General features: G+C 68.6%; 20 protein-coding genes and 1 pseudogene. 7 read left to right on the top strand and 14 right to left on the bottom strand.

Translation table 11 applies throughout. The features are described 5' to 3' along the window. Window positions 1–5: 5 nt before the first annotated feature. The 4 genes from PotMrB4_RS19705 to modC all read left to right on the top strand — a co-directional run bounded on the left by PotMrB4_RS19705 (window position 6) and on the right by modC (window position 4,283). Window positions 6–1,541 (top strand): DHA2 family efflux MFS transporter permease subunit, encoded by a 1,536-nt coding sequence (locus PotMrB4_RS19705; protein WP_074970362.1) that lies wholly within the window; start codon window positions 6–8, stop codon window positions 1,539–1,541. Window positions 1,542–1,704: 163 nt separating this feature from the next. After that, entirely contained in the window at window positions 1,705–2,466 is a 762-nt protein-coding gene (modA, locus tag PotMrB4_RS19700) for a molybdate ABC transporter substrate-binding protein (RefSeq protein ID WP_107330858.1), read from the top strand. Between the two features lie 43 nt (window positions 2,467–2,509). Continuing rightward, window positions 2,510–3,190: a molybdate ABC transporter permease subunit gene (modB, locus tag PotMrB4_RS19695; RefSeq protein WP_160482401.1), complete on the top strand. Its 681-nt coding sequence runs from the start codon at window positions 2,510–2,512 to the stop codon at window positions 3,188–3,190. Window position 3,191: 1 nt separating this feature from the next. Further along, a complete protein-coding gene (modC, locus tag PotMrB4_RS19690) occupies window positions 3,192–4,283 on the top strand; it encodes a molybdenum ABC transporter ATP-binding protein (RefSeq protein WP_172434274.1) in 1,092 nt (363 codons plus the stop codon). Window positions 4,284–4,289: 6 nt separating this feature from the next. Here the strand turns inward: modC and PotMrB4_RS19685 are convergent, their stop codons facing one another. Together PotMrB4_RS19685 and PotMrB4_RS19680 are read right to left on the bottom strand one after the other, a co-directional pair. Continuing rightward, complete coding sequence (locus PotMrB4_RS19685; protein WP_107330859.1) at window positions 4,290–4,943, bottom strand: HAD family hydrolase; 654 nt, start codon at window positions 4,941–4,943, stop codon at window positions 4,290–4,292. After that, the gene (locus PotMrB4_RS19680; RefSeq protein WP_394354043.1) at window positions 4,943–5,878 is read right to left on the bottom strand and encodes an ABC transporter ATP-binding protein; all 936 of its coding nucleotides are present in this window, start codon (window positions 5,876–5,878) and stop codon (window positions 4,943–4,945) included. Before PotMrB4_RS19680 ends, PotMrB4_RS19685 begins: the two co-directional genes overlap by 1 nt. Here PotMrB4_RS19680 and PotMrB4_RS28520 point away from each other — a divergent pair. After that, window positions 5,855–5,989 (top strand): annotated as a pseudogene (locus tag PotMrB4_RS28520) (hypothetical protein); the annotation flags it as partial. The gene PotMrB4_RS19680 and the pseudogene PotMrB4_RS28520 sit on opposite strands and share 24 nt — an antisense overlap. On the opposite strand, the gene PotMrB4_RS19675 reads toward PotMrB4_RS28520, so the two are convergent. The 4 genes from PotMrB4_RS19675 to PotMrB4_RS19660 form a co-directional block, all read right to left on the bottom strand. Beyond that, on the bottom strand, window positions 5,926–6,723 hold the full coding sequence (locus tag PotMrB4_RS19675; protein ID WP_044408879.1) for an ABC transporter permease: 798 nt from the start codon (window positions 6,721–6,723) through the stop codon (window positions 5,926–5,928). The pseudogene PotMrB4_RS28520 and the gene PotMrB4_RS19675 overlap by 64 nt on opposite strands. Further along, window positions 6,710–7,552: an ABC transporter permease gene (locus PotMrB4_RS19670; RefSeq protein ID WP_044408876.1), complete on the bottom strand. Its 843-nt coding sequence runs from the start codon at window positions 7,550–7,552 to the stop codon at window positions 6,710–6,712. Before PotMrB4_RS19670 ends, PotMrB4_RS19675 begins: the two co-directional genes overlap by 14 nt. Continuing rightward, window positions 7,549–8,355, bottom strand: coding sequence for an alkaline phosphatase family protein (locus PotMrB4_RS19665; RefSeq protein WP_142015951.1), 807 nt, complete (start codon window positions 8,353–8,355; stop codon window positions 7,549–7,551). Before PotMrB4_RS19665 ends, PotMrB4_RS19670 begins: the two co-directional genes overlap by 4 nt. Before the next feature lie 63 nt (window positions 8,356–8,418). After that, on the bottom strand, window positions 8,419–9,477 hold the full coding sequence (locus PotMrB4_RS19660; protein WP_172434272.1) for an ABC transporter substrate-binding protein: 1,059 nt from the start codon (window positions 9,475–9,477) through the stop codon (window positions 8,419–8,421). Window positions 9,478–9,779: 302 nt separating this feature from the next. Here PotMrB4_RS19660 and PotMrB4_RS19655 point away from each other — a divergent pair, with 302 nt between their 5' ends. Beyond that, window positions 9,780–10,496, top strand: coding sequence for a UTRA domain-containing protein (locus PotMrB4_RS19655; protein ID WP_172434271.1), 717 nt, complete (start codon window positions 9,780–9,782; stop codon window positions 10,494–10,496). Between the two features lie 6 nt (window positions 10,497–10,502). Here the strand turns inward: PotMrB4_RS19655 and PotMrB4_RS19650 are convergent, their stop codons facing one another. From PotMrB4_RS19650 to PotMrB4_RS19615, 8 genes are all read right to left on the bottom strand, one after another. Further along, window positions 10,503–12,503: a TonB-dependent receptor family protein gene (locus PotMrB4_RS19650; protein ID WP_172434270.1), complete on the bottom strand. Its 2,001-nt coding sequence runs from the start codon at window positions 12,501–12,503 to the stop codon at window positions 10,503–10,505. 103 nt (window positions 12,504–12,606) lie between these two features. After that, entirely contained in the window at window positions 12,607–13,461 is an 855-nt protein-coding gene (locus PotMrB4_RS19645; protein WP_107329938.1) for a transporter, read from the bottom strand. Window positions 13,462–13,543: 82 nt separating this feature from the next. Beyond that, the gene (locus PotMrB4_RS19640) at window positions 13,544–15,658 is read right to left on the bottom strand and encodes a PQQ-dependent dehydrogenase, methanol/ethanol family (protein WP_172434269.1); all 2,115 of its coding nucleotides are present in this window, start codon (window positions 15,656–15,658) and stop codon (window positions 13,544–13,546) included. A 169-nt stretch (window positions 15,659–15,827) separates the two neighbouring features. Continuing rightward, window positions 15,828–16,757, bottom strand: a complete 930-nt coding sequence (gene feaR, locus PotMrB4_RS19635) for a transcriptional regulator FeaR (protein ID WP_172434268.1) — start codon at window positions 16,755–16,757, stop codon at window positions 15,828–15,830. Between the two features lie 172 nt (window positions 16,758–16,929). After that, entirely contained in the window at window positions 16,930–18,876 is a 1,947-nt protein-coding gene (gene lapD, locus PotMrB4_RS19630; RefSeq protein WP_172434267.1) for a cyclic di-GMP receptor LapD, read from the bottom strand. A gap of 3 nt (window positions 18,877–18,879) precedes the next feature. Continuing rightward, the gene (gene lapG / locus PotMrB4_RS19625) at window positions 18,880–19,521 is read right to left on the bottom strand and encodes a cysteine protease LapG (RefSeq protein ID WP_044408850.1); all 642 of its coding nucleotides are present in this window, start codon (window positions 19,519–19,521) and stop codon (window positions 18,880–18,882) included. Window positions 19,522–19,666: 145 nt separating this feature from the next. Beyond that, on the bottom strand, window positions 19,667–20,068 hold the full coding sequence (locus PotMrB4_RS19620) for a YbaN family protein (RefSeq protein WP_044408847.1): 402 nt from the start codon (window positions 20,066–20,068) through the stop codon (window positions 19,667–19,669). 8 nt (window positions 20,069–20,076) lie between these two features. Continuing rightward, window positions 20,077–20,661, bottom strand: coding sequence for a UPF0149 family protein (locus PotMrB4_RS19615; protein ID WP_074970267.1), 585 nt, complete (start codon window positions 20,659–20,661; stop codon window positions 20,077–20,079). A gap of 138 nt (window positions 20,662–20,799) precedes the next feature. Here PotMrB4_RS19615 and recQ point away from each other — a divergent pair, with 138 nt between their 5' ends. After that, window positions 20,800–22,926 (top strand): DNA helicase RecQ, encoded by a 2,127-nt coding sequence (recQ, locus tag PotMrB4_RS19610; protein ID WP_044408841.1) that lies wholly within the window; start codon window positions 20,800–20,802, stop codon window positions 22,924–22,926. Window positions 22,927–23,078: the final 152 nt, after the last annotated feature.

The following is a 23,078-nucleotide window of genomic DNA, read 5'->3' as shown; positions in this document are numbered from 1 at the left end:
CGACCATGAGCGAGAACGCCGCCGCCAGCTTCACCCCGCCGAACCTGGTCCTGGCCACGGTGGGCCTGTCCCTGGCCACCTTCATGCAGGTGCTGGACACCACCATCGCCAACGTCGCCCTGCCCACCATCGCCGGCAACCTGGGGGTGAGTTCGGAGCAGGGCACCTGGGTCATCACCTCCTTTGCGGTGAGCAACGCCATCGCCCTCCCGCTCACCGGCTGGATGAGCCGGCGGGTGGGGGAGGTGCGCCTGTTCATCGCCGCCGCGCTGCTGTTCGTGCTGGCGTCGTTCCTCTGCGGGGTGGCCCAGTCGATGAACAGCCTGGTGGCCTTCCGCGCCCTGCAGGGCTTCGTCGCCGGGCCGCTGTACCCCATCACCCAGACCCTGCTGCTGTCCATCTACCCGCCGGCCAAGCGCGGCATGGCCCTGGCGCTATTGGCGATGGTCACGGTGGTGGCGCCCATCGCCGGGCCGATCCTCGGCGGCTGGATCACCGATGACTTCAGCTGGCCGTGGATCTTCTTCATCAACCTGCCCATCGGCCTGTTCGCTGCCTTCGTGGTCTACCAGCAGCTGCGCAAGCGGCCGGTGGCCCTCAAGCGCGAGCCCATGGACTGGGTCGGCCTGGCGACCCTGGTGATCGGCGTCGGCGCGTTGCAGATCGTGCTGGACAAGGGCAACGACCTGGACTGGTTCGAGTCGAGCTTCATCATCACCGGCAGCGTGATCGCCGCCATCGCCCTGGCCGTGTTCGTCATCTGGGAGTTCACCGACCGCCACCCCATCGTCAACCTGCGGCTGTTCCGCCACCGCAACTTCAGTGCCGGCACCCTGGCGCTGGTGGGCGGCTACGCGGCGTTCTTCGGCATCAACCTGCTGCTGCCGCAGTGGCTGCAGACCCAGCTCGGCTACACCGCCACCTGGGCCGGCCTGGCGGCGGCGCCCATCGGCCTGCTGCCGGTGATCATGTCGCCCTTCGTCGGGCGCTACGCGCAGAACTTCGACCTGCGGGTGCTGGCCAGCCTGGCGTTCTTCGCCATCGGCGCCAGCTGCTTCATGCGCGCGTCCTTCACCACCGAGGTGGACTACACCCACATCGCCCTGGTGCAGCTGTTCATGGGCTTCGGCGTGGCGCTGTTCTTCATGCCGATCCTCAGCATCCTGCTGTCGGACCTGCCCCAGCACGAGATCGCCGACGGCTCGGGCCTGGCCACCTTCCTGCGGACCCTGGGCGGCAGCTTCGCGGCGTCCCTCACCACCTGGATCTGGATACGCCGGGCCGACCAGCACCATGCGTACCTCACCGAGCACATCAGCACCTACGAGCCGGGCACCCGGCAGATGCTGGAGCAGATGGGCGGGGTCACCCAGCAGAACGCGGCGGCGCTGGACCGCATCGTCACCGGGCAGGCCTACATGATGTCGACCATTGATTACTTCACGATGATCGGCTGGGTCTGCATGGGCCTGATCCTGCTGATCTGGCTGGCCAAGCCGCCCTTCGGTGCCAAGGCGGGGGCGGCGGCAAACGCCCACTGAAGTACGGCCTCGCCTGGGCCTTTCAGCGGCGGTTCCACGGACTGTTTCGACGGTCCGTGGGATTCCTTTTTTCGCTGTGTGGTTTTGTATATAGCGACTGGTGTAGAGTCTCCACCCGCTCACCGCTTCGCTCTTCCCGCACAAGAACAAAGGAGTGCTTCCCATGCTTCAGCTGTCCCGCGTGTTCGTCGCCCTGGCCGCCAGTGCCGCCGCCCACCTGGCCCTGGCCCAGGACGTCCAGGTGGCCGTCGCCGCCAACTTCACCGCGCCGATCCAGGCCATCGCCAAGGACTTCGAGCAGGACACCGGCCACAAGCTGGTGATCGCCACCGGTGCTACCGGCCAGTTCTACGCGCAGATCCAGAACGGCGCGCCGTTCGAGGTGTTCCTCTCCGCCGACGACAGCACCCCGGCCAAGCTGGAGCAGGAGGGCGCCACCGTGCCCGGCTCGCGCTTCACCTACGCCATCGGCACCCTGGCCCTGTGGTCGGCCAAGCCCGGCTACGTGGACGCCCAGGGCGAGGTGCTGAAGAAGAACGACTACCAGCACCTCTCCATCGCCAACCCCAAGGCCGCCCCCTACGGCCTGGCCGCCACCCAGGTGCTGGAGAAGCTGGGCCTGACCGCCCAGGTCAAGGGCAAGCTGGTGGAAGGCCAGAACATCACCCAGGCTCATCAGTTCATCGCCACCGGCAATGCCGAGCTGGGCTTCGTGGCGTTGTCGCAGATCTACAAGGATGGCAAGGTGACCGGCGGCTCCGCCTGGATCGTCCCGGCGGCCCTGCACGATCCGATCAAGCAGGACGCGGTGATCCTCGCCAAGGGCAAGGACAACCCCGCCGCCCAGGCCCTGGTGGACTACCTCAAGGGCGAGAAGGCGGCCACGGTGATCAAGTCCTTCGGCTACCAGATCGAGAAACCCTGACGCGGCGGCCGCCCGCTGCGTGCCCTGATTCAAGGAACCCTGCATGCCCCTGAGCGGTGACGACTGGGCGGCCATCCGGCTGACCCTGGAACTGGCGACCCTGACCACGGCCCTGCTGCTGGTGCTGGGCACGCCCATCGCCTGGTGGCTGTCGCGGACCGACTCCTGGCTCAAGGGGCCGGTGGGCGCGGTGGTGGCGCTGCCGCTGGTGCTGCCGCCCACGGTCATCGGCTTCTACCTGCTGGTGAGCATGGGGCCCCATGGCTTCGTCGGGCAGTTCACCCAGGCCCTGGGGCTCGGCACCCTGCCGTTCACCTTCGCCGGGCTGGTGGTGGGCTCGGTGTTCTACTCGATGCCCTTCGTGGTGCAGCCGCTGCAGAACGCCTTCGACGCCATCGGCTCGCGCCCGCTGGAGGTGGCCGCCACCCTGCGGGCCGGCCCCTGGGACACCTTCTTCCACGTGGTGCTGCCGCTGGCCCGGCCCGGCTTCATCACCGCGTCCATCCTCGGCTTCGCCCACACGGTGGGGGAGTTCGGCGTGGTGCTGATGATCGGCGGCAACATCCCGGAGAAGACCCGCGTGGTGTCGGTGCAGATCTTCGACCACGTCGAGGCCATGGAATACGCCCAGGCCCACTGGCTGGCGGGCGGCATGGTGGTGTTCTCCTTCCTCATCCTGCTGGCGCTGTATTCCAGCCGCCGGCTCAAGCCGGGCTGGAGCTGAGATGAGCACCGACGACCGCATCCGTGCCCGCCTGCGCCTGGCCTGGCCGGGCTTCGAGCTGGACACCGACCTGGACCTGCCGGGGCGCGGGGTGACGGCACTGTTCGGCCATTCCGGCTCCGGCAAGACCAGCGTGCTGCGCTGCCTGGCCGGGCTGGAGCGGGCCGAGGGCCGCGTGGAGGTCAACGGCGAGGTCTGGCAGGACAGCGCCCGTGGCCTGTTCGTGCCCATCCATCGGCGCGCCCTGGGCTACGTGTTCCAGGAGGCGAGCCTGTTCGAGCACCTGTCGGTGCGGCGCAACCTGGCGTTCGGTGAGCGGCGCATCCCGGCGGCCCAGCGCCGCGTGCCCTTCGACCAGGCGGTGGCGCTGCTGGGCATCGAGCACCTGCTGGAGCGCATGCCGGCGCGGCTGTCCGGCGGCGAGCGGCAGCGCGTGGGCATGGCCCGGGCGCTGCTCACCAGCCCCCGGCTGCTGCTGATGGACGAACCCCTGGCGGCCCTGGACGGCAAGCGCAAGGCGGAGATCCTGCCGTACCTGGAACGCCTGCACGACGAGCTGGACATCCCCGTGCTCTACGTCAGCCATTCCCCGGAAGAGGTGGCGCGCCTGGCGGATCACCTGGTGCTGCTGGAGGCCGGCCGCGTGCTGGCCAGCGGGCCCCTGGGCGAAACCCTGGCGCGGCTGGACCTGCCCACGGCCCTGGACGACGACGCCGGCGTGGTGGTGGAAGGGCGGGTGGTGGCCCACGACGCCGCTTACCAGCTGCTGACCCTCGGCCTGCCGGATAGCGGTCTCAGCGTGCGGGTGGCCCATGCGCCCGCCGAGGCGGGGCGGCGGGTGCGCTTCACGGTGCGCGCGCGTGACGTCAGCCTGAGCCTGCAGCGGCAGGCGGACAGCAGCATCCTCAACCTGCTGCCGGCCACGGTGCGCGACAGCATCCCGGCGGACAACGCCGCCCACGTGCTGGTGCGCCTGGACGTGGAAGGCACGCCGTTGCTGGCGCGCATCACCCGTTACTCCCACGACCAACTCGGGCTGCACCCGGGCCAGGCGGTCTGGGCGCAGATCAAGTCGGTGGCGCTGCTGGCCTGAGCGGCCTCAGCGCCAGGCCAGGATCGGCCAGCCGGCCTGCTCGGCGTGGGCGCGCAGCACCGGGTCGGGGTTGACCACGCGGGGGTTGTCCACCATGCCCAGCAGCGGCAGGTCGTTGCGCGAGTCGGAATAGAAATAGGCGCCGTCCAGGCGCTCGCCGTGTTCGGCCAGCCAGGCGTTCAGGCGGGTCACCTTGCCGTCGCGGTAGGTCAGCACGCCCCGGGTCTTGCCGCTGTAGTGGCCGTGTTCTTCGGCCAGGTCGATGGCCAGGACTTCCTCCACCCCCAGCCGCTCGCCGATGGCGCTCACCAGGAAGTGCGCCGAGGCGGAGATGATCAGCAGCCGGTCGCCGGCCTGACGGTGCCCGGCCAGGCAGCGCATGGCGTCGCTGTGGATGATCGGCTCGATCACGTCCTCGACGAAGGGCTCCACCACCGAGGCGACTTCCTCGGCGGTGCGGCCCACCAGGGGCGAGAGGCTGAAGGCCATGTAGTCCTCCATGGCCAGCTTGCCCTCGGCGTAGAGGGTCATCAGCTCGTGGTCCCTGGCCAGGAACGAGTCGCGGTCGACCCAGCCGAGGTCGGCCATGTGCGCGCTCCACAGGCTGGCGCAGTCGCCGTCGATCAGGGTGTCGTCAAGGTCGAAGATCGCCAGGGCCATCACGCCACCTCCCGGACAGCGTCCGCGTCGATGCGCAGGCCGATGCGCCGGCCCACCGGGTGCAGGTCGTCGGCGGAGCGGTTGAGCACGTCCACCAGCAGCTCCACGCCCTGGGCCTGGACCCGGTAGCGGATGACGTTGCCCAGCAGGCTGTGGCTGCGCACTTCGGCCTCGATGCCGCCTTCGCCCAAGGCGATGGCCTCCGGGCGGATCGCCACGCGGGCGCTGACCGGCCGTTGCAGCAGGCGGCTGGCGGCTTCGGCCTCCAGCAGGTTGTAGTTGCCGATGAAGCCGGCGGCGAAGGCGTCCACCGGCGCGGTGTAGAGGGTTTCGGCATCGCCGCTCTGGACGATGCGCCCGGCGTTCATCAGGAAGATGCGGTCGGACAGGGTCAGCGCCTCCTCCTGGTCGTGGGTGACGAAGATGGTGGTCAGCCCCAGCTCCTGCTGGATGCTGCGGATCTGCTCGCGCAGGTGCTTGCGGATGCGTGCGTCGAGGGCCGAGAGCGGCTCGTCCAGCAGCAGCAGGCGCGGGCGGGTCACCAGGGAGCGGGCCAGGGCCACGCGCTGGCACTGGCCGCCGGAAAGCTGGTGGGGGTAGCGCTCGGCGTGCTGGTCCAGCTCCACCATGGCCAGGGCTTCCTGCACGCGGCGGGCGCTGTCGTCCCTGCCGACCTTCTGCATGCGCAGGCCGAAGGCGACGTTCTGCGCGGCAGTCATGTTGGGGAACAGGGCGTAGCTCTGGAACACCATGCCGATGCCGCGCTTCTGCGGTGAAAGCGGCACCAGGTCCTGGCCGTCCAGCAGGATCTGCCCGCCGTCCACCTCGGTGAGGCCGGCGATGCAGCGCAGCAGGGTCGACTTGCCGCAGCCCGAGGGGCCGAGGAGGGTGACGAACTCGCCCTTGCCGATCTCGCAATCGATGTCGGTGAAGATGGTGGTCTGGCCGTAGCGTTTGTGCAGGCCGCGGATCGAGAGAAAGCTCATGCCTTGTCCTTGTTCAGACGGTTGGCTGCCCAGGTGCCCAGCAGCACGAAGAGGAAGTAGGAGATCACCAGGGCGCTGTTGAAGTGGCCACTGCTGTTGCGCATGTTGTTCAGGTACACCTGCAGGGTCTCGTAGCGGGTGCCCACCAGCAGGTTGGCGAAGACGAACTCGCCGAAGAGGAAGGAGAACGACAGGAACAGCGACACCATCAGGCCCTTGCGCAGGTTCGGCAGCACCACCAGGAAGGCGGCCTTCCAGGTGCTGGCGCCGAGCAGGTGGGCGGCGTCCATCAGGTCGCGCAGGTTGATCGCCTGGAGGTTGTTGGTGATGGCCCGGTACATGAAGGGCAGGGCCACGGTGAAGTAGCAGCCGATGAGGATCCACGGCGTGCCGATCATCGCCAGCGGGCCGGAGCCGTAGAGCTGCAGCAGGCCCACCGAGGACACCACCGGCGGCACCGCGAAGGGCAGCAGGATGAGGATGTTCATCAGCGCGTCCAGCTTCGGGAAGTGGTAGTGCACCACGAACAGCAGCGGCAGGATCAGCACCACCGACAGCGCCAGGGCGCCGAAGCACACCAGCAGCGACTGGCCGAAGGCGGCGAGGAAGCGGGCGTCGCTCCACAGCGCCAGGTACCACTTGAAGGTCAGCCCGTCCGGCAGGATGGTCGCCGACCAGCTGGTGGACAGCGAATAGAGCAGGGTGCCGGCCAGCGGCAGCAGCAGGATCAGGAACAGCACCCAGACCACCAGGCGGTGGTACAGGCCGGCGGCCCGGGTTTCAGCGCGCGACATGGTAGCTCCTCTTCAACAGCCACTGGTGGACGACGGTGATCAGCGCCATCAGCCCCACCAGCACCATGGCCAGGGCGCTGGCCAGGGTCGGGTTGAGGGCGATGTCGCCGGCCACCATGGCGGCGATGCGGATCGGCAGCACGTTGAAGTTGCCGGTGGTCAGCGCGTACACCGTGGCGTAGGCGCCCAGGGCGTTGGCCAGCAGGATGATGAAGGTGCCCAGCAGCGCCGGGGTCAGCACCGGCAGGCCGATGTAGCGCCAGAAGTGCCAGGTGCCGGCGCCCAGCAGCGCCGCCGACTCGCGCCAGTCCTGGCGCAGGGCGTCGAAGGCGGGGTAGAGCAGCAGCACCCCCAGGGGAATCTGGAAGTAGGTGTAGAGCACGATCAGGCCGGTCTTGGAATAGAGGTTGAAGTCCTCGATCAGCCCGCTCTGCTTGAGCAGCAGGGTCAGCGCGCCGTTGAAGCCCAGCAGGATGATGAAGGCGAACGCCAGCGGCACCCCGGCGAAGTTGCTGGTCATGTTGGAAAAGGCCATGACGAAGTCGCGCAGGCGGCTGTCCACCTGGCGCAGCGAGTAGCTGCCGAGCACGGCGATGACGATGCCGAACAGGCTCGACCAGAAGGCGATCTCCAGGCTGTGCCTGATGGCCTGCAGGTAGAACTTGGAGCTGAACACCTTGGCGTAGTTGCCCAGGCCCCAGCCTTCGGGGCTGTTCAGGCTGTTGATGGCCACCCAGGCCAGCGGGGCGATCTGGAAGACCACGAAGAAGACGGCGAAGGGTAGCAGGCACAGGAGGGCCAGCCATTTGCCGCGGTTGGCTGAATTCACTTCAACAGCTCCCGGCAGAAGGGTTTGTCGTGGGGGATGCCCAGCAGTTCGCAGAGGGTGCCGCAGAGTTCGGTCTGCAGCGGGCGGGCGGTCGGGTCGAGGCTGAAGGCATCGCCGATGACGAACAGCGGCACCTCGCGCTCCTCCGGCAGGGTGCCGTTGTGGGAGCGGTCGACGTTCATGCCGTGGTCGGCGGTGACCATCACCTGGTAGCCGGCATCCACCCAGCGCTGCAGGTACTCGGCGAGGATGACGTCGGCCATGCGCGCGGCGTTGCGGTACTGGGCGCTGTCCAGGCCGTGCTTGTGGCCGGCGTCGTCGATGTTCATCGGGTGCACCAGCAGCACGTCGGGGCTGTGGCGCAGGCGCAGGTGCTCGGCGTCGGCGAACAGGTGCGCGTCGGGGTAGTGGTCGGCCCAGTAGAAGTGCCCGTACTGGATGGGCAGCTCGGGGGCTTCGGTGTGGCGGTCGCGGGCCGGGTCGAAGGGCGAGCGGTTGTACAGCTCGCTGAACCAGTGGTAGGCCGCGGCCGCGGTGCTGAGCCCGGCGTCGCGGGCGATGTGGAACAGGCTGCGCTCGCGGGACAGGCGCGAGACGTCGTTGTGGACGATGCCGCTGTCGATGGGCGGCACGCCGGTGAGGATGCATTCGTAGAGCGGGCGCGACAGCGCCGGCAGCTCGCAATCCAGGCGGTACAGCGCGGCACGGTCGGCGGCGCACCAGGCGAGCAGGTGGCCCATGGCGTGGCTGGCCACCGGGTGGTTCAGCCCGTCGAGCAGGACGAGGACGGCTTTTCTCTTCATTCTGACTGCCTCAAGCGGGGGCTCGCCCCGGCGCGCGTGGCGCACCGGGGCGGGCGACCGGGCTTATTCCATCTCGATGATGACCTGCTCCTGCCATTGCTGCGGCAGAGCCTTCGAGGTGGCTTCCCAGGCCTTGGGATCCTTGATCGGCTGGACCTTGGCGTACTGCTCGTTGGGCAGCAGCTTGGCCTGCACCTCGGCCGGCAGGGTCAGGTGCTCGGCGCGGATCGGGCGGGCGTTGCCCTTGGCCAGGTTGATCTGGCCGGCGTCGCTGAAGATGTACTCGCGGGCCAGCTTCGCGGCATTCGGGTTCTTGGCGTACTTGTTGATGATGGTGGTGTAGCCGGAGATCACCGAGCCGTCGGAGGGGATCAGCACCTCGAAGCGGCTGGGGTCGATCTGGTCACGGTAGGAGAGGCCGTTGAAGTCCCAGACGATGCCCACTTCCACCTCGCCCTTCTCCAGGGTCTGGATGGTCGGGTTGGACAGCGACAGGCGCTTCTGCTTGGCGATCTCGGCGAAGAATTCCAGGCCCGGCTGGATGTTCTTCTCGTCACCGCCGTTGGCGATGGCGGCGGCCAGCACGCCGTTCACCGCCTGGGCGGCGGCGCTGACGTCACCGATGGCGACCTTGTACTTGCCCTTCTTCAGGTCCGCCCAGGACTTGGGCACTTCCTTGACCAGCTGCTTGTTGACGATGAAGGCGATGGAGCCGGTGTAGGCGAGGGCCCAGTGGCCGTCGGCATCCTTGGCCCAGGCGGGGATCTGGTCCCAGGTGCTGGGCTTGTAGGGTTGGGTAACACCCTGCTCCTTGGCGATGGGGCCGAAGGCGGCGCCGACGTCACCGATGTCGGCGGTGGCGTTGTCCTTCTCGGCGGCGAACTTGGCGATTTCCTGCGCCGAGCTCATGTCGGTGTCCATGTGCTTGAGGCCGTACTTCTTCTCCAGGTCGACCCAGGTGTCCTTCCAGTTGGCCCAGCTGTCGGGCATACCCACGCTGTTCACGGCGCCTTCCTTGCGGGCGGCTTCTTCGAGGGTCTTCAGGGCAGCGTCGTCAGCCATGGCCAGGTTGCTCATGGCCAGGGTCGTTCCAATCAGTGAAGCCAGCAGCAGGCGTTTCATATGAAGCTCCTTAGCGGGGTTGTGTTGTTGGTCTAGATCAGCAAGACCCAGGCCAATCTAATGGCCCTGGATGACGGTTTTATTTCACGGCACGCCGCGACCTCGCCTGCGGTCGCGGCGAGAGCAAGCGTAGACCATGGCTACAAGGTGGATGGCGCGTGGGCTGGGGCTATGCTCCTGGCATGGGCCATGCAGGCGCGGGGTGGTGTCACGGAACGGTCATGCAGGCTGCCTAGGATGGCGACGACCCCGCCGGCACCGCACTTTTATGGTGCTGGTCTATTCCAGACTGGAGTCTTTCGATGCGCGATGAGGCGCCCCGTACCGTAACCGCCATCTGCCATGCACTGCAGGCGCAGATCGAGCACGGCCTGCTGCCCTTGGGCGGCAAGCTGCCGGCCGAGCGCCGGCTCAGCGAGCTGTTCGACACCACCCGCATCACCCTGCGCGAGGCGCTGGGGCAACTTGAGGCCCAGGGGCTGATCTACCGCGAGGAGCGTCGTGGCTGGTTCGTTTCGCCGCCGCGATTGGCCTACAACCCACTGGTGCGCAGCCACTTCCACGCGATGGTGGCCGAGCAGGGGCGGGTGCCGGGGACGGAGGTGCTGGGGGCGCGGCTGATCCCAGCCAGCGTGGAGATCTGCGAGCTGCTGGAGCTGCCGGCGCTGTCCAGCGTCTACCAGATCCGCCGGGCCCGGCGGGTGGATGGGCGGCTGGTGCTGTACGTGGAGCACTACCTGAACCCGGCGTACTTCCCCGGCATCATCGAATTCGACCTGACCCGCTCGCTCACCGAGCTGTACGCCAGCGAGTACGCCATCCGCTACGGGCGGGTGCGCTTCGACATGGTGCCCACCGCGCTGCACCCGGAGGCCGCCACCCACCTGAAGGTGACCGCCGGCAGCCCGGCGCTGAGGATCACCCGTATCAACCGCGACCAGCACGGTCGGCTGATCGACTGCGACCTGGAGTTCTGGCGCCACGATGCCATCCACGTCAGCGTCGAAGTACCGGAGTAACGCCCTTCAGAAGCTCAGGCTGGCGCCGGCATAGATGACGCGGCCGGGGCCGGGCTCGAAGTAGCGGGCGTTGCCGTCGTTGATGCGGATGTTGTCGTAGTAGTCCCGGCCGAACAGGTTGTCGATGCCCAGGTAGGGCTCCAGGGCCTGGCCGTTCCATTCCAGGCGGGTGCCGAGGCGGGCGTTGACCAGGGTGTAGCCGCCGACCCGCACGTTGTTGGCATTCTCGGCGTAGAGCCGGTCCTGGGTGACGCTGTTGAGGCGGGCGTAGCCGCCATCCCATTCGTAGGCCACTTCGACGAACAGCGACTGGCGCGGGATGCCGGGGATGGCGTTGTCGCCGTAGTCGGCGTTGCCGCTCTTGAACTCGATGAAGCGGTAGTCGTTGTAGCTGTACGCGGCGGCCAGGCGCCAGTGCGGGTCGAGGCGCCAGTCCAGGCTCAGTTCCAGGCCGTCGCGGCGGGACTTGCCGGCGTTGGCGTAGTAGGTGATGCCGCTGCCGTAGGGCACCAGTTCGTCGTCCAGGTCGATGCGGTAGAGCGCCGCTTCGTAGCGCAGGTCGTTCCATTCGCCTTTCAGCCCCACTTCGCGGTTGGTGGCCTGGGCCGGGCCGAGTGCAGGGTTGAAGCCGCCGCCGGCCGGGTTGGCCAGTTCGTTGGCGGTGGGCGTTTCGAAGGAGGTGGCGTAGCGCGCGTAGAGCACGTGGTGCGCGTCCAGCCGGTAGCTCAGGCCCAGGCTGCGGTTCCAGTCGCTGTAGGTGCGGGCACTGGAGTCGTCGCCGTTGCCGAGGAAGCGGTCGTCCACCTCCAGTTTCACGCTGTCGCGGCGCAGCCCGAGGGTGGCTTGCCAGCGCTCGCCGAGCTGGATCGCGTCTTCCAGGAACAGGCCCTGGCTGCGGGCCTGTTCCCGTTGCTCCAGGGTCAGGGCGCCGGTGCGGCCGTCGAGGTTGTTGTGGCGGTCGCGGTCGTCGCGCTGGGCTTCCAGGTCGAGGCCGCCGGTGAGCCGCTGGGGCAGGCCGAACCACTCGGCATGGTGGGTGTACTGGGCGCCAAGGCCGCTGAACAGGCGGTCGTAGCGGGTCTGGCCGTTGTTCTGCAGGGGCAGGCGGTTGCCGAACTGGCGGCTGCCGACCCAGCTGCGCAGCAGGTAGCTGTCGTCGCCGGCGGCCTGGCCTTCCCAGGTCAGCGCCAGGCGTTGCTGGCGGATGCGTTCGTCGGAGTTGAAGCGCAGGCTCTGGGCCCGCGCCTGGCTGCGATCGGCGCGGACTTCGGTGCGGGTCAGGGCACCGGGGTCTTCGGAGCGGTTGTCCAGGGCGCTGAGGCTGAGCCCGAGGCGGCCGGCCTCGGCCTGCCAGGCGAGCTTGCCGGTGAAGCTGTTGGCTTCGGCGCGGCCGTGGTCGCGGTAGCCGTCCAGCTGGGTGCTGTTGAAGGCCAGCAGGCCGCCGAGGTTGTCGACGCTGCCGCTGGTCTCGGCGCGCACGCGGTGGTAGCCGAGGCCGCCGGCGCTGACGTCCAGTTGGCTGAAGGGCGTTTCCCCCGGCTCGCGGGTGCGGATGGCCAGCACGCCGCCGGCGGCGTTGCCGTAGCTGCTGGCGGCCGGACCGCGGATCACTTCGAGGCTTTCCACCAGGGCGGTGTCGACGCCGTCCATTTCGGTCTGGCCGTCGGGCATGGTCAGCGGCACGCCGTCCACCAGCACCCGCACGCCGCGCACGCCGAAGCTGGAACGGGCGCCGAAGCCTCGGATGGCGATGCGCATGCCCTGGGCGAAGTTGTAGCGGCTCTGCACGTAGGTGCCGGGCACCTGGGCGAGCTGGGTGTCGAGGGTCAGGCCCTGCTCACCGGGGCGGTTGGCGGTCTCCACGGCGCTGACGGCGACCGGGGCCGTGAGCCAGTCGGTGCGGGTGCGTGAGGCGGTGATCTCCAGCGGGTCCAGTTCGGCGACTTCCTCGGCCAGCAGCGGGCTGGAGGCGGCGAGCAGGGACAGGGTCAGGGCGGCGGGCTTCATGGCGTGTCGTTCTTATGGCTGGCTCGGGCTGTGCCGATCATAGGGGCCCGTGCCGGGGGATGCACGGCACGAGCCCTGGGCCTTTGGTAGGAGGCGGTGGGGGTCAATAGAAGTAGGCGAGGCGGAATTGCAGGGAGTTGTCGATCTTCACGCCCTCGCGCACCTGGGTGTCGTGCATCACCTGGCCCATCAGCTGCAGCTGCTTGTTGACCATGGTGGCCAGGGAGACGCCCACGGTGCCGTTGTCGCGGCTGGTGGCCAGGGTCTGGCCGTCGAGGGTTTCGCGGCCGCCCCAGTTGTGCCGGTAGGTGAGGGCGGCGTAGGTGTCGGGGGTGAAGTTGTAGCGCAGGTGGTTGTGCAGCTGGATCAGCGGGTCCTTCCTGGCATCGGTGCTGCGCTGGTCGCCGTAGAACTCGGTTTCGGCGATGACGTCCCAGCTGATGCGCTCGGTGAGGCCCTTGATGTAGCCGACCTGGAAGTCCACCGCCCAGCGGTTGTTGCTGAGGGCGAAGCCGTCGTTCTTGTCGCTGCCGGTGGGGGCGGTGACGAACACCGACCAGCCCAGGTGCTCGTTGCGCGCCAGGTCGCCAATGGTCCACAGGGTGCCGCCGAAGGTGATGTCGCCGAGGCCCGAGGTGCGGGTGTCGCTGGCGCCCACCTCCTGGGTGCCGAAGGGGATGACGATCTGCGGGTCCCAGGTGTAGCCGGTGCCGAAGAAGTCGGTGAAGTGGATCAGCCTGAGCACGCCGACGGTCATGTCCAGGTCGAGGTTGTCGGCCACCTTGTGGCCGCCGGAGTAGACCTCGTCGCCCCGTGGGTTCTGCTGGTAGAGCACCACCACGTCGGTGCCCTTGGGCAGGGCGGTGTAGTCGCCGGCATCGGGCTTGACGTCGGCCTGGGCGAAGGGGGCGGCCAGCAGCAGGCCGGTGGCGAGGGTGAGGGCGTGGCGTGTGGGCATGGCAGGGCTCTCTTGTTGTTTTTCGGGCATGGCTGCGCCCGGACGGCGCCCGGGTGGGCGTCGCCTGGGAACAGCGGTGGGGTCAGCGGGCGGCGTCGGCCTGTTTCAGCTCGGCCTGGAGGTCATGGGTGCGCTTGACCAGGTACTGGCGGATCAGCTCCATGTCCTCGGGTTTGAGGATGTCGGAGAAGTTGGGCATGCCGCGCCGCATCAGCGCGCCACTGAGGTAGGCGGGGAAGGCGGCGTGCTTGTCGGCGGTGAGGTAGCGCAGGTCCGGGACTTCGCCGCCGCTGATGGCGTTGAGGCCGTGGCAGCCGGCGCACAGGCCGTTGAACAGGTCGCGGGCCTGGGCCAGCTGCGCGGGCGTGGCGTTCAGCGGCAGGTCGGCGTTGGGGAACACCGGGGCTTCGCGCGGCGGCGGCAGTTCGCCCTTGGCACCCAGCTTGAAGGCAATGACCCGGGCTTCGGCGCGCACCTTGCCCTTGTTGGTCAGCGGGCCGGTGAGGCGCGGGATGATGCCGCCCCAGCCCACGGAGAAGGCGACGTACTGCTCGCCGTTGACGCTGTAGGTGACCGGGCCGGCCATGACGCCGGAGTTGGCGCGGTGCTCCCAGAGGGTGTCGCCCTTGTCGGCGCTGTAGGCCACCACGCGGCCATCGGCGGTGCCCTGGAACACCAGGTTGCCGGCGGTGCTGAGGGTGCCGCCGTTACCCGCGCCGGCGTAGGGGTGGGACCAGGCCGGGGCCTGGCGCACCGGGTCCCAGGCGATCAGTTCGCCGGTCCAGGCGTTGCGGATCTGCTCCAGCACCTTGGGGTCTTCCGGCAGGCTGGGCACGTCGAGGCCGAAGTTCACCACCGATTTGTTGGGCAGGAACATCGGCTCCTTGGCCGCCTTCAGCTCGGCCAGGGTGTGCTGGGCGGGGATGTAGACGTAGCCGGTGACGGGGTTGAAGGACATGGGGTGCCAGTTGTGCCCGCCGAGGAAGCTGGGCTGCACCACCTTGGGTTCCTTGGCGTAGTCGGCGGCGCCGGTGAGGATGGGCCGGCCGGTGGCGAGGTCGATGCCACTGGCCCAGTTCACCGGGACGTAGTTGCGGGCCGAGAGCAGCTTGCCGTTGGTGCGGTCGAGCACATAGAAGAAGCCGTTCTTCGGCGCCTGCATCAGCACCTTGCGCAGCTGCCCGTCGATCTTCAGGTCGGCGAGGATCATGTGCTGGGTGGCGGTGTAGTCCCAGCGGTCCTGGGGGGTGACCTGGTAGTGCCAGACGTACTCGCCGCTGTCCGGGCGCAGGGCGACGATGGAGGAGACGAACAGGTTGTCGCCCTTGCCGTTGCTGCGGAACTGGTAGTTCCACGGCGAGCCGTTGCCGGTGCCGATGTAGAGCAGGTCCAGCTCGGGGTCGTAGGCCATGGAGTCCCACACGGTGCCGCCGCCGCCCCACTTGACCCAGCCGTCGCCGTCCCAGGTCTTCAGCGCCATGGCCATGGCCTTGTTCTCGGGGGGCAGCTTGGGGTCGCCGGGGACGGTGTAGAAGCGCCAGGCCTCCTGGCCGGTCTCGGCGTCGTAGGCGGTGACGTAGCCGCGCACGCCGAACTCGGCGCCGCCGTTGCCGATCAGTACCTTGCCCTTGACGATGCGCGGGGCGCCGGTGATGGAGTAGCTCTTGCTGCGGTCGAGGATGGTGTCGACGCTCCACACCGGCTTGCCGGTGGCGGCGTCGAGGGCGATCAGCCGGCCGTCGAAGCTGCCGACGTAGACCTTGCCGTTCCACACCGCCACGCCCCGGTTGACCGGGCCGCAGCAGCCTTGGCCGAGGTTCTCCGGCGGGACCTGGGGGTCGTACTTCCACAGCACGGCGCCGCTGGTGGCGTCGAGGGCATAGACCACGCTGAAGGCGCTGGTGGTGTACATCACGCCGTCGACTACGATGGGGGTGGCTTCGACGCCGAAGTCCAGCTCCAGCTTGGTGGTCCAGGCCAGGCCGAGCTGGCCGACGTTGCCGGCGTTGACCTGGTCCAGCGGGCTGAAGCGCTGTTCGTCGTAGGTGCGGCCGTGGCTCATCCAGTTGCCCGGCTCGCGGTCGGCCTGGACCAGGCGCTGGGCGTCGACACGGGCGGGGCCGGTGGCATCGGCGGCGACGCCCGGGAGGCTGGAAAGCAGAAGGGGCAGCCCTATCAGCAGCGGAAGGGTCTTCACGGTCGTGGTACTCCGACTCAGGGTTTCTTGTTATGGGGGCCCGCTCGCGGCGGACTACAGGGTGGCAGCGGCACGGGTGCCTGGGGGTATTAGAGGGTTGGCCCCGGCCGGTCGCTTGACCCTGGCTGCCATTCTTTCTTGGCATTCCTTGCCAGGCCGGGGCGGAGGGTCAGGCGCAATGGGCCCGTGCGCGGTAGTCCCGGGGTGACAGTTCGAACTGGCGCTTGAAGGCGCGGCTGAAGTGGGCGGCGTCGAAGAAGCCCCATTTGAAGGCGATCTGGGTGATGGACTCGTGGCGCAGCACCTGGGCGCTGAGGTCCTGGGCGACCTTGTCCAGGCGTGCGCGCTGGATGTAGCGGCAGACGCTCTCGCCCTGGTCCTCGAACAGCCGGTACAGCCGCCGCACCGAGATGTGCAGGCGCTCGGCAAGCAGGGCGGGGGACAGTTCGGCGTCCTGCAGGGATTCGCCGATCAGTTGCAGCGCCACGCCGTAGAGATCGCCGGTGTGCTCGGGCAGCGCCTCGACACGTTCGGCCAGGGCCGGCACCAGCAGCGCCAGCAGGGCGTCCTGCAGGGCCTGGCCGTCGGCGCTGGGGTCGAGGGTGCCGGCGCTGTCGCCGATGGAGTCCACCAGCGCGCGGATCATCCGGCTCGACAGGCTGTTGCGGGCCAGGCGGCCGAAGGGCTGCTGGCCCTGGAAGTGCTCCATGACCCGTTGCCGGGCCAGGTGCACCGAGACGTTTTCGATCAGGCCCTGGGGGCGGATCTCGAAGGGCAGGGCGGAATCCACCAGGGCGAAGTCCCCGGCGTGCAGCTCCAGTTCCACCCCGCGCTGGCGGATGCACTGGCGCCCGCTGCGCTGGAAGATCAGGAAGCAGTGGCGGTCGTCCTCGCCGTCCACGCCCACCCGTTCTCGGGCGATCAGCCCGGCGTTGGTGCGGATGTGCGCCGTTTCCAGCGGGCCGATGCAATGCGCGTGGATGTCGCCGATGAACTGGTTGTGCTGGGTGGATGGGCGGGTCTCGAAATTGCCGCAGACCGCGCGCAGGGACTGGCTGAAGGTGTCGAACGCGGCAAGGGTGCGAGTCGGAAAGGCCATGGCCGTCTCCTGTTCTTGTTTTTCGTTAACATATTATCGATGCCGGCATGGAGCAAGGAAAAAGCGCGACGAAGGGGAGGGCGTCAGGGCATGAACGAGGCGCCCCGTCACCGGGGCGCAATGGGGACACCGTCAGAAAACCCGGTGGGTGTTGGCGGTGCCGGGGGCGGGATCAGTCCTTCCAGGGTGCCGGTGCACCCACCAGGCGGCCCATGGCGCCGAGGATGCCGAGGGCCTTGAGCGCCTCCAGTTCGCCGGCGCTTTCCACCATCTCGGCGATCAGCGGCAGGTCGATGCTGTTGGTGGCGCGGTACACGGCTTCGATGAACACCCGCTTGTCCTGCTCCACGTCCAGGTGGCGGATGTAGGCGCCGTCCACCTTCAGGTAGGCGAGGCCGAGGTGGGTGAGGTTGCCGATCAGGCTGAAGCGCCCGCCGAAGTGCTGCAGGCCGATGTTGAAGCCGGCGTCGCGCACCCGCTGGCTGAAGGCTTCCAGCTCGGCGGGCGGGGGCAGGTGGCGTTCGTCCACCTCCAGGGTCATCAGGGTGCTGTGTTGCGGGTGGGCCTTGAGCACGGCCAGCAGGCGGTCCTGGGTGGCGGCATCGCGCAGGGTGGCGGCGGAAAGGCTGAGGGCCAGCGGGGCGGGGTGCAGGTCGAGGTGGTCGAGGGTGTGCTCGAGCATCGCCAGGTCAAAGCGGGTGGCCCAGCCCAGGCGTTCGATCCAGGGCAGGAAGCGGCCGGCGGCGACGGCCTCGCCCTGGGGGTCGAGCAGGCGCGCGAGCACCTTGTGGTGCAGCAGGCGGCCGGTGTCGGCGCACTCCACCACGGGTTGGAAGTAGAGCTGCAGCTTGCCTTCGTTGAGGGCCTGGTCGATCCAGCCACGCCAGTCGTGCAGGCCCTGGCCGGCGTTGGCCTGGAAGTCGTCGAGGCGCTCCCAGTGGCGCGAGGGGTTGCTCTGGGCCTGGGCCAGGGCCTGGTCGGCACGGGCGAGGACGTCGGCCGGGTTCTCCCCTGGGCGGAAGGCGGCGATGCCCAGGTGGGCGACCGGGGTGCAGTCGCTGGCGCCGGTGGCGCGCAGGTTCTCCAGGGCGGCAGTGAGCACCTCGGCGAGGCGGTCGGCGCCGTCGCCTTCAAGGCCGGGGGCCAGCAGGGTGAACTCGCCACCGCGGTTGCGCGAGGCGAACCAGTCGGGCGTGCCGCTCTCGGCCAGGGCATGGCCGAGCACTTCGCCGACATCGCGGATCAGCGCGTCGGTGCGCTGGCCGCCCAGGCGCTGGTTGAGCCCGCCGAGGTCGTTGACCCGCAGCAGCACCAGGTAGCCGTCGGCGTTCTGCTCGGACGGGTCGAGCTGGTTGGCCAGGCGGGCGTCGAACTGGCGGCGGTTGGCCAGGCCGGTGAGGGTGTCCTGGTAGGCCTCTTCGCGCAGCTTCTCGCTGCGGGCGGCCTCTTCGGCGAACAGGGTCTTGAGCTTGTCGACCATCTGGTTCATGGCCAGCACCACGCGCTTGAGCTCGGGGGTGCGCGGTACGCGGGGCAGGGTGAGGAATTCGCGGCGGCTGATGGCCTGGGCCTGCTGGACCATGTTGTCCAGCGGGCGCAGCTGGGTGCGCAGGAGGAAGCCGCCGAGCACGGCGCTGACCAGCCCGCACACCAGCAGCCAGGCGAGCATGCCCAGGGCGCTGTCCCACAGCTTGGCCAGGGCGAACTGCGGGTGGCTGACCACCTCGACCCGCGCGGCCTGCTCCCAGCCGCGCATGATCAGCGCATCGCCGCCCTGGGGACGGAGGTCGACGATGCGGGCGAACCACTGCGGGACGGTGCCGGTGACGGTGTCGGTCTGGCGCTCCACCTGCACTTCGCCGTCGCTGATGCGCACCACGCGGATGCGGGCGAAATAGCCGCTGTCGAAGATGGAGCTGACCATCAGCTCCAACATGGCCGGGTCGTCCACGTGGGGCGTCATGGACAGCGCCAGGGCGGTGGCGGCGTCCTGGGCGTGGGAGCGCAGCTGGCTGCGCAGCTGCTCGCGGGAGCTTTCCACGCCGGCCAGGAAGCTCCCGGTGAAGGCCACCACCAGGAACAGGCAGATCGCTAGAAACAGCTGCTTGAGTAACGACATCGTCTATCCCTCTCCGATCGGGAAGCCTTCGGCGCGCATCTTCTGCAGGATGTCCTGCCAGCGCGAGAGCTTCTTGCTGTCACCACTGCGCTTGCCCCCGGTGTAGAGCCCCTCGGCGTTGAAGGCGTAGACCGGCAGCAGGTCCTTGCGCTGGGAGGCGGGGCGGATGTCGCTGATCAGGTTGTCCAGGACCAGCGGGTCCGCCGTGGGGGTGGCGTAGAAGGTGAGCACCATGTGCGCCTGGTTGTAGTTCAGCGCCTTGACGTAGGTGATGCGCAGCTTCTCGGCGGGAATGCCGAGGCGGCGCAGGGTGAAGTACTTGGCGATGGAGTAGTCCTCGCAGTCGCCGGCGCCTTTGACCAGGGCCTCGATGGGGGTGGCCCAGTAGTCGTTCTGGCCCCAGTTGCGCTGGTCGTCGACGAAACGCAGCTTGGCGTTGAAGAAGCGGTTGACGGCGGTGAGCTTGTCCTTCTCCGGCAGCTCGCCGCTGCGCTGGATCAGGTCGCTCCAGTCGAGGATGCGCTGGCGCGCCGGGCCGAGGTTGCCGTAGCGCTTCTCGGCGTTCTTGAGGATCACCTCGAAGTCCCAGTCGGCCAGGGCGAGCAGGCTGAGCAGGGCGCAGGCGACCAGCAGCAGCCACGCCATGCGCGGTCCGGCTGTACGGGAGTGCTGGTGGTGCCCTAGCTGCATCGTCAGGGTCTCCGCCCCTTGGGTTCATGCAGTCTAGGCAGGCACCTGGCCTTTTGCCTTGCAGGGCGGTCGGAAAGTTCGGGAGGGCGTCGGGGCCGCGTCAGTCGCGGTGCAGGGTCTTCTGCCGAAGGATGTAGACGCTGACCAGCACCGCGCTGGTGAGCATGAAGCCCTGGGCCCAGGGACGCGGTACCAGGTAGCAGGAGAACAGGATGCTCGCCCACATCAGCACCAGGGCGTAGACCTTGCCGCGCAGGGGAATGCCGTTGCCTTCGAGGTAGTCACGGATCCACGGGCCCAGGTGGGGGTGGTCCACCAGCCAGTGGTAGAAGCGCTCGGAGCTGCGCACGAAGCAGGCCGCCGCCAGCAGCAGGAAGGGGGTGGTGGGCAGCACCGGCAGGAAGATGCCGATGACCCCCAGGGCGACGCTCAGCCAGCCGATGCACAGCAGTCCGTAGCGGACCGCTGCGCTGCGGGCGCGAGGGATGTCGCCGTGGGCCATCGCGTGACTCAGTGGCGCGGCTTGAGCAGGGCGGGCTTTTCTTCGGGGGCGTGGCAGAGCAGGAACAGTGCGGTCAGCAGTTCGGGGATCTGCTCGATCATCTCGTCGACCAGGTTGCGATCGGCGGCGATGTCGGCGAATTCCGGCTGCTCGTCGAACAGGCCCGAGCCCACCATGATCGGCAACAGCAGTTCGCTGACTTCCTCTTCGGCGTGTTCGAACCAGGCGGCTTCACGCAGGAACACGCCTTCCATGAAGCCGATGCACCAGCCGCGCAGGTCGGAGTCGTCGGGCTCTTCGCCCAGGTCCAGGTCGCAGGGCAGTTCGAGGTCTTCGTCGCTGGCCAGTTGGCGGGCGATGTGGGCCTTGAGCTGGAGGAGGGCTTCTTCGATGGCTTCGTGCTCGGCGGCGTCGCGGTAGTGCGGCGGCTCGGCGAACAGGGCGTCGATCCACTCGCGGTCCGGCACCGGCTCGGGGGAAATGTTCAGGGCCGTCAGGTAGCCGTGGGCTGCCACGTAGTCCAGGGCTTCCTCGTGCAGGTCGTCGGCATCGAGAAAGGCTTGCAGGCGGGACAGTTGCTCAGCGAAGGACATCGGGGGGACTACCTTGAGGGGATAAATGAGCGTGGATTCTAGTCCAGTGCGCCGCAGGCGGCAAAAGCCGCGGCGATGGGCGAGGGCATCGCGACGGGCGGGCTGACGTATAATGCGCGGCTTGTTTCGGAGACCCCCATGCTCGACCACGCGCTGCGCATCCTCAAAGACGTATTCGGCTACGACGCCTTCCGCGGCAACCAGGCCGCCATCATCGAGCGCGTGGCCCGTGGCGGCGATGCCCTGGTGCTGATGCCCACCGGGGGCGGCAAGTCCCTCTGCTACCAGGTGCCGGCGCTGATGCGCGAGGGCCTGGCGGTGGTGGTTTCGCCGCTGATCGCGCTGATGGACGACCAGGTGGCGACCCTGGAGGAGCTGGGCGTGGCGGCGGTGGCGCTGAACTCCACCCTCGGCGCGGACGAGCAGCGGGAGATCGCCGACCGCATCCGCCGGGGCGAGATCAAGCTGCTCTACCTGGCCCCCGAGCGCCTGGTGCAGCCGCGCATGCTGGCGTTCCTGGAGCGTCTGGACATCGCCCTGTTCGCCATCGACGAGGCCCACTGCGTGTCCCAGTGGGGCCACGACTTCCGTCCCGAATATCTGCAACTGGGCCAGTTGGCCGAGCTGTTTCCCGGCGTGCCGCGCATTGCGCTGACCGCCACCGCCGACCGCCGCACCCGCGAGGAGATTGTCCAGCGCCTGCACCTGCAGGAGGCGGAGCGCTTCCTGTCGAGCTTCGACCGGCCGAACATCTTTTACCGCATCGTGCCCAAGGACAATCCGCGCAAGCAGTTGCTGGGCTTCCTCGCCGAGCGCAAGGGCGATGCCGGCATCGTCTACTGCCTGTCGCGCAAGAAGGTGGAGGAGGTGGCGGCCTTCCTGTCCGAGCAGGGCTTCCCGGCGCTGCCCTACCACGCGGGCCTGGAGAACGAGCTGCGGGCCTACCACCAGCGGCGTTTCCTCAACGAGGAGGGGCTGATCATGGTGGCGACCATTGCCTTCGGCATGGGTATCGACAAGCCCAACGTGCGCTTCGTGGCCCACATGGACCTGCCGAAATCCCTGGAGGCGTACTACCAGGAGACCGGCCGCGCCGGGCGTGACGGCCTGCCGGCGGACGCCTGGATGGCCTATGGGCTGCAGGACGTGATCTTCCTCAAGCAGATGCTCAACAACTCCGAGGGCGACGAGCGGCACAAGCGCATCGAACAGCACAAGCTGGAGGCGATGCTGGCGCTCTGCGAGGAGACCCGCTGCCGCCGCCAGGCGCTGCTGGCCTACTTCGACGAGGAGCTGCCGCAGCCCTGCGGGCACTGCGACATCTGCGTCGACGGGGTGCAGACCTGGGACGCCACCGAACCGGCCCGCCAGGCCCTGTCGGCGGTCTACCGCAGCGGCCAGCGCTACGGCGTCGGGCACCTGGTGGACATCCTCCTCGGGCGCGACAACGAGAAGGTGCGCGCGGCGGGCCACCAGCACCTGTCGGTGTTCGGCGTGGGCAAGGCCTTTTCCGAGACGGAGTGGCGCACGCTGTTCCGCCAATTGGTGGCACGTGGCCTGGCCGACATCGACCTCGAAGGCTTCGGCGGGTTGCGCCTGAGCGAGGCCTGTCGGCCGCTGCTGCGCGGCGAGGTGACCCTGCAGCTGCGCCGCGACCTGTCCACCAAGGCGCCCAAGCCGGCCGCCAGCGCGGCCAGCCAGCTGGTGCGTGCCGACGAGCGCGAGCAGTGGGAGGCGCTGCGTACGCTGCGCCGCAAGCTGGCGGAGGAGCACAGCGTGCCGCCCTACGTCATCTTCCCCGACGCGACCCTGCTGGAGATGCTGCGCAGCCGGCCGTCGAGCCTGTCGGACATGGCGCGGGTCAGCGGCGTGGGCGCACGCAAGCTGGAGCGCTACGGCCAGGCCTTCCTCGAGGTGCTCAATGGCGCCGAAGCCGAGGCGCCCCGCGCCGTGGCGGACCTGCGCCACGAGCTGGTCAGCCTGGCCCGTGCCGGTATGACCCCGGCGCAGATCGCCCGCCAGCTGCAATGCACCGAGAAGAACGTCTATGCGCTGCTGGCCGAAGCCATCGCCGCGCAACAGCTCAGCCTGGAGCAGGCGCTGGACCTGCCCGAGGACACCCTCGGCGAGGTGCAGGACGCCTTCCTCGACGGCGAGGGCGAGCTGCCACCGGTGGCCGAAGTGGCCCAACTGTTGGGCGGCCGGGTGCCGGAAGGCGTGCTGTATTGCGTGCGTGCGGCGCTGCAGGCGGAGTTCGAGGCCTGACGCCAGGCGCTCACTTGTAGGCCATCCCGCCGGCTACTAATGTGCAACGTGGCGTGCGCGCAGCCGTCGAGGCGCGCGCAGTCTTCGTCATCCATGTGAGGTGGATGCCCGGAGCGCGCCGACGCTGCATGGCCGGGCGCAGCAGTAGGTCC

Source organism: Metapseudomonas otitidis (genome assembly GCF_011397855.1).
Taxonomy (GTDB): domain Bacteria; phylum Pseudomonadota; class Gammaproteobacteria; order Pseudomonadales; family Pseudomonadaceae; genus Metapseudomonas; species Metapseudomonas otitidis.
This window is presented reverse-complemented; position numbering and strand designations above follow the sequence as displayed.

Excerpts from the sequence above, each read along its gene's own strand:
- PotMrB4_RS19675 (WP_044408879.1), bottom strand. The coding sequence starts at position 6,723 with ATGTCGCGCGCTGAAACCCGGGCCGCCGGCCTGTACCACCGCCTGGTG.
- modA (WP_107330858.1), top strand. The coding sequence starts at position 1,705 with ATGCTTCAGCTGTCCCGCGTGTTCGTCGCCCTGGCCGCCAGTGCCGCC.
- PotMrB4_RS19655 (WP_172434271.1), top strand. The coding sequence starts at position 9,780 with ATGCGCGATGAGGCGCCCCGTACCGTAACCGCCATCTGCCATGCACTG.
- modB (WP_160482401.1), top strand. The coding sequence starts at position 2,510 with ATGCCCCTGAGCGGTGACGACTGGGCGGCCATCCGGCTGACCCTGGAA.
- PotMrB4_RS19645 (WP_107329938.1), bottom strand. The coding sequence starts at position 13,461 with ATGCCCACACGCCACGCCCTCACCCTCGCCACCGGCCTGCTGCTGGCC.
- lapD (WP_172434267.1), bottom strand. The coding sequence starts at position 18,876 with ATGTCGTTACTCAAGCAGCTGTTTCTAGCGATCTGCCTGTTCCTGGTG.
- PotMrB4_RS19615 (WP_074970267.1), bottom strand. The coding sequence starts at position 20,661 with ATGTCCTTCGCTGAGCAACTGTCCCGCCTGCAAGCCTTTCTCGATGCC.
- PotMrB4_RS19620 (WP_044408847.1), bottom strand. The coding sequence starts at position 20,068 with ATGGCCCACGGCGACATCCCTCGCGCCCGCAGCGCAGCGGTCCGCTAC.
- PotMrB4_RS19705 (WP_074970362.1), top strand. The coding sequence starts at position 6 with ATGAGCGAGAACGCCGCCGCCAGCTTCACCCCGCCGAACCTGGTCCTG.
- PotMrB4_RS19685 (WP_107330859.1), bottom strand. The coding sequence starts at position 4,943 with ATGGCCCTGGCGATCTTCGACCTTGACGACACCCTGATCGACGGCGAC.
- PotMrB4_RS19665 (WP_142015951.1), bottom strand. The coding sequence starts at position 8,355 with ATGAAGAGAAAAGCCGTCCTCGTCCTGCTCGACGGGCTGAACCACCCG.
- recQ (WP_044408841.1), top strand. The coding sequence starts at position 20,800 with ATGCTCGACCACGCGCTGCGCATCCTCAAAGACGTATTCGGCTACGAC.
- lapG (WP_044408850.1), bottom strand. The coding sequence starts at position 19,521 with ATGGCGTGGCTGCTGCTGGTCGCCTGCGCCCTGCTCAGCCTGCTCGCC.
- modC (WP_172434274.1), top strand. The coding sequence starts at position 3,192 with ATGAGCACCGACGACCGCATCCGTGCCCGCCTGCGCCTGGCCTGGCCG.
- PotMrB4_RS19650 (WP_172434270.1), bottom strand. The coding sequence starts at position 12,503 with ATGAAGCCCGCCGCCCTGACCCTGTCCCTGCTCGCCGCCTCCAGCCCG.
- feaR (WP_172434268.1), bottom strand. The coding sequence starts at position 16,757 with ATGGCCTTTCCGACTCGCACCCTTGCCGCGTTCGACACCTTCAGCCAG.
- PotMrB4_RS19660 (WP_172434272.1), bottom strand. The coding sequence starts at position 9,477 with ATGAAACGCCTGCTGCTGGCTTCACTGATTGGAACGACCCTGGCCATG.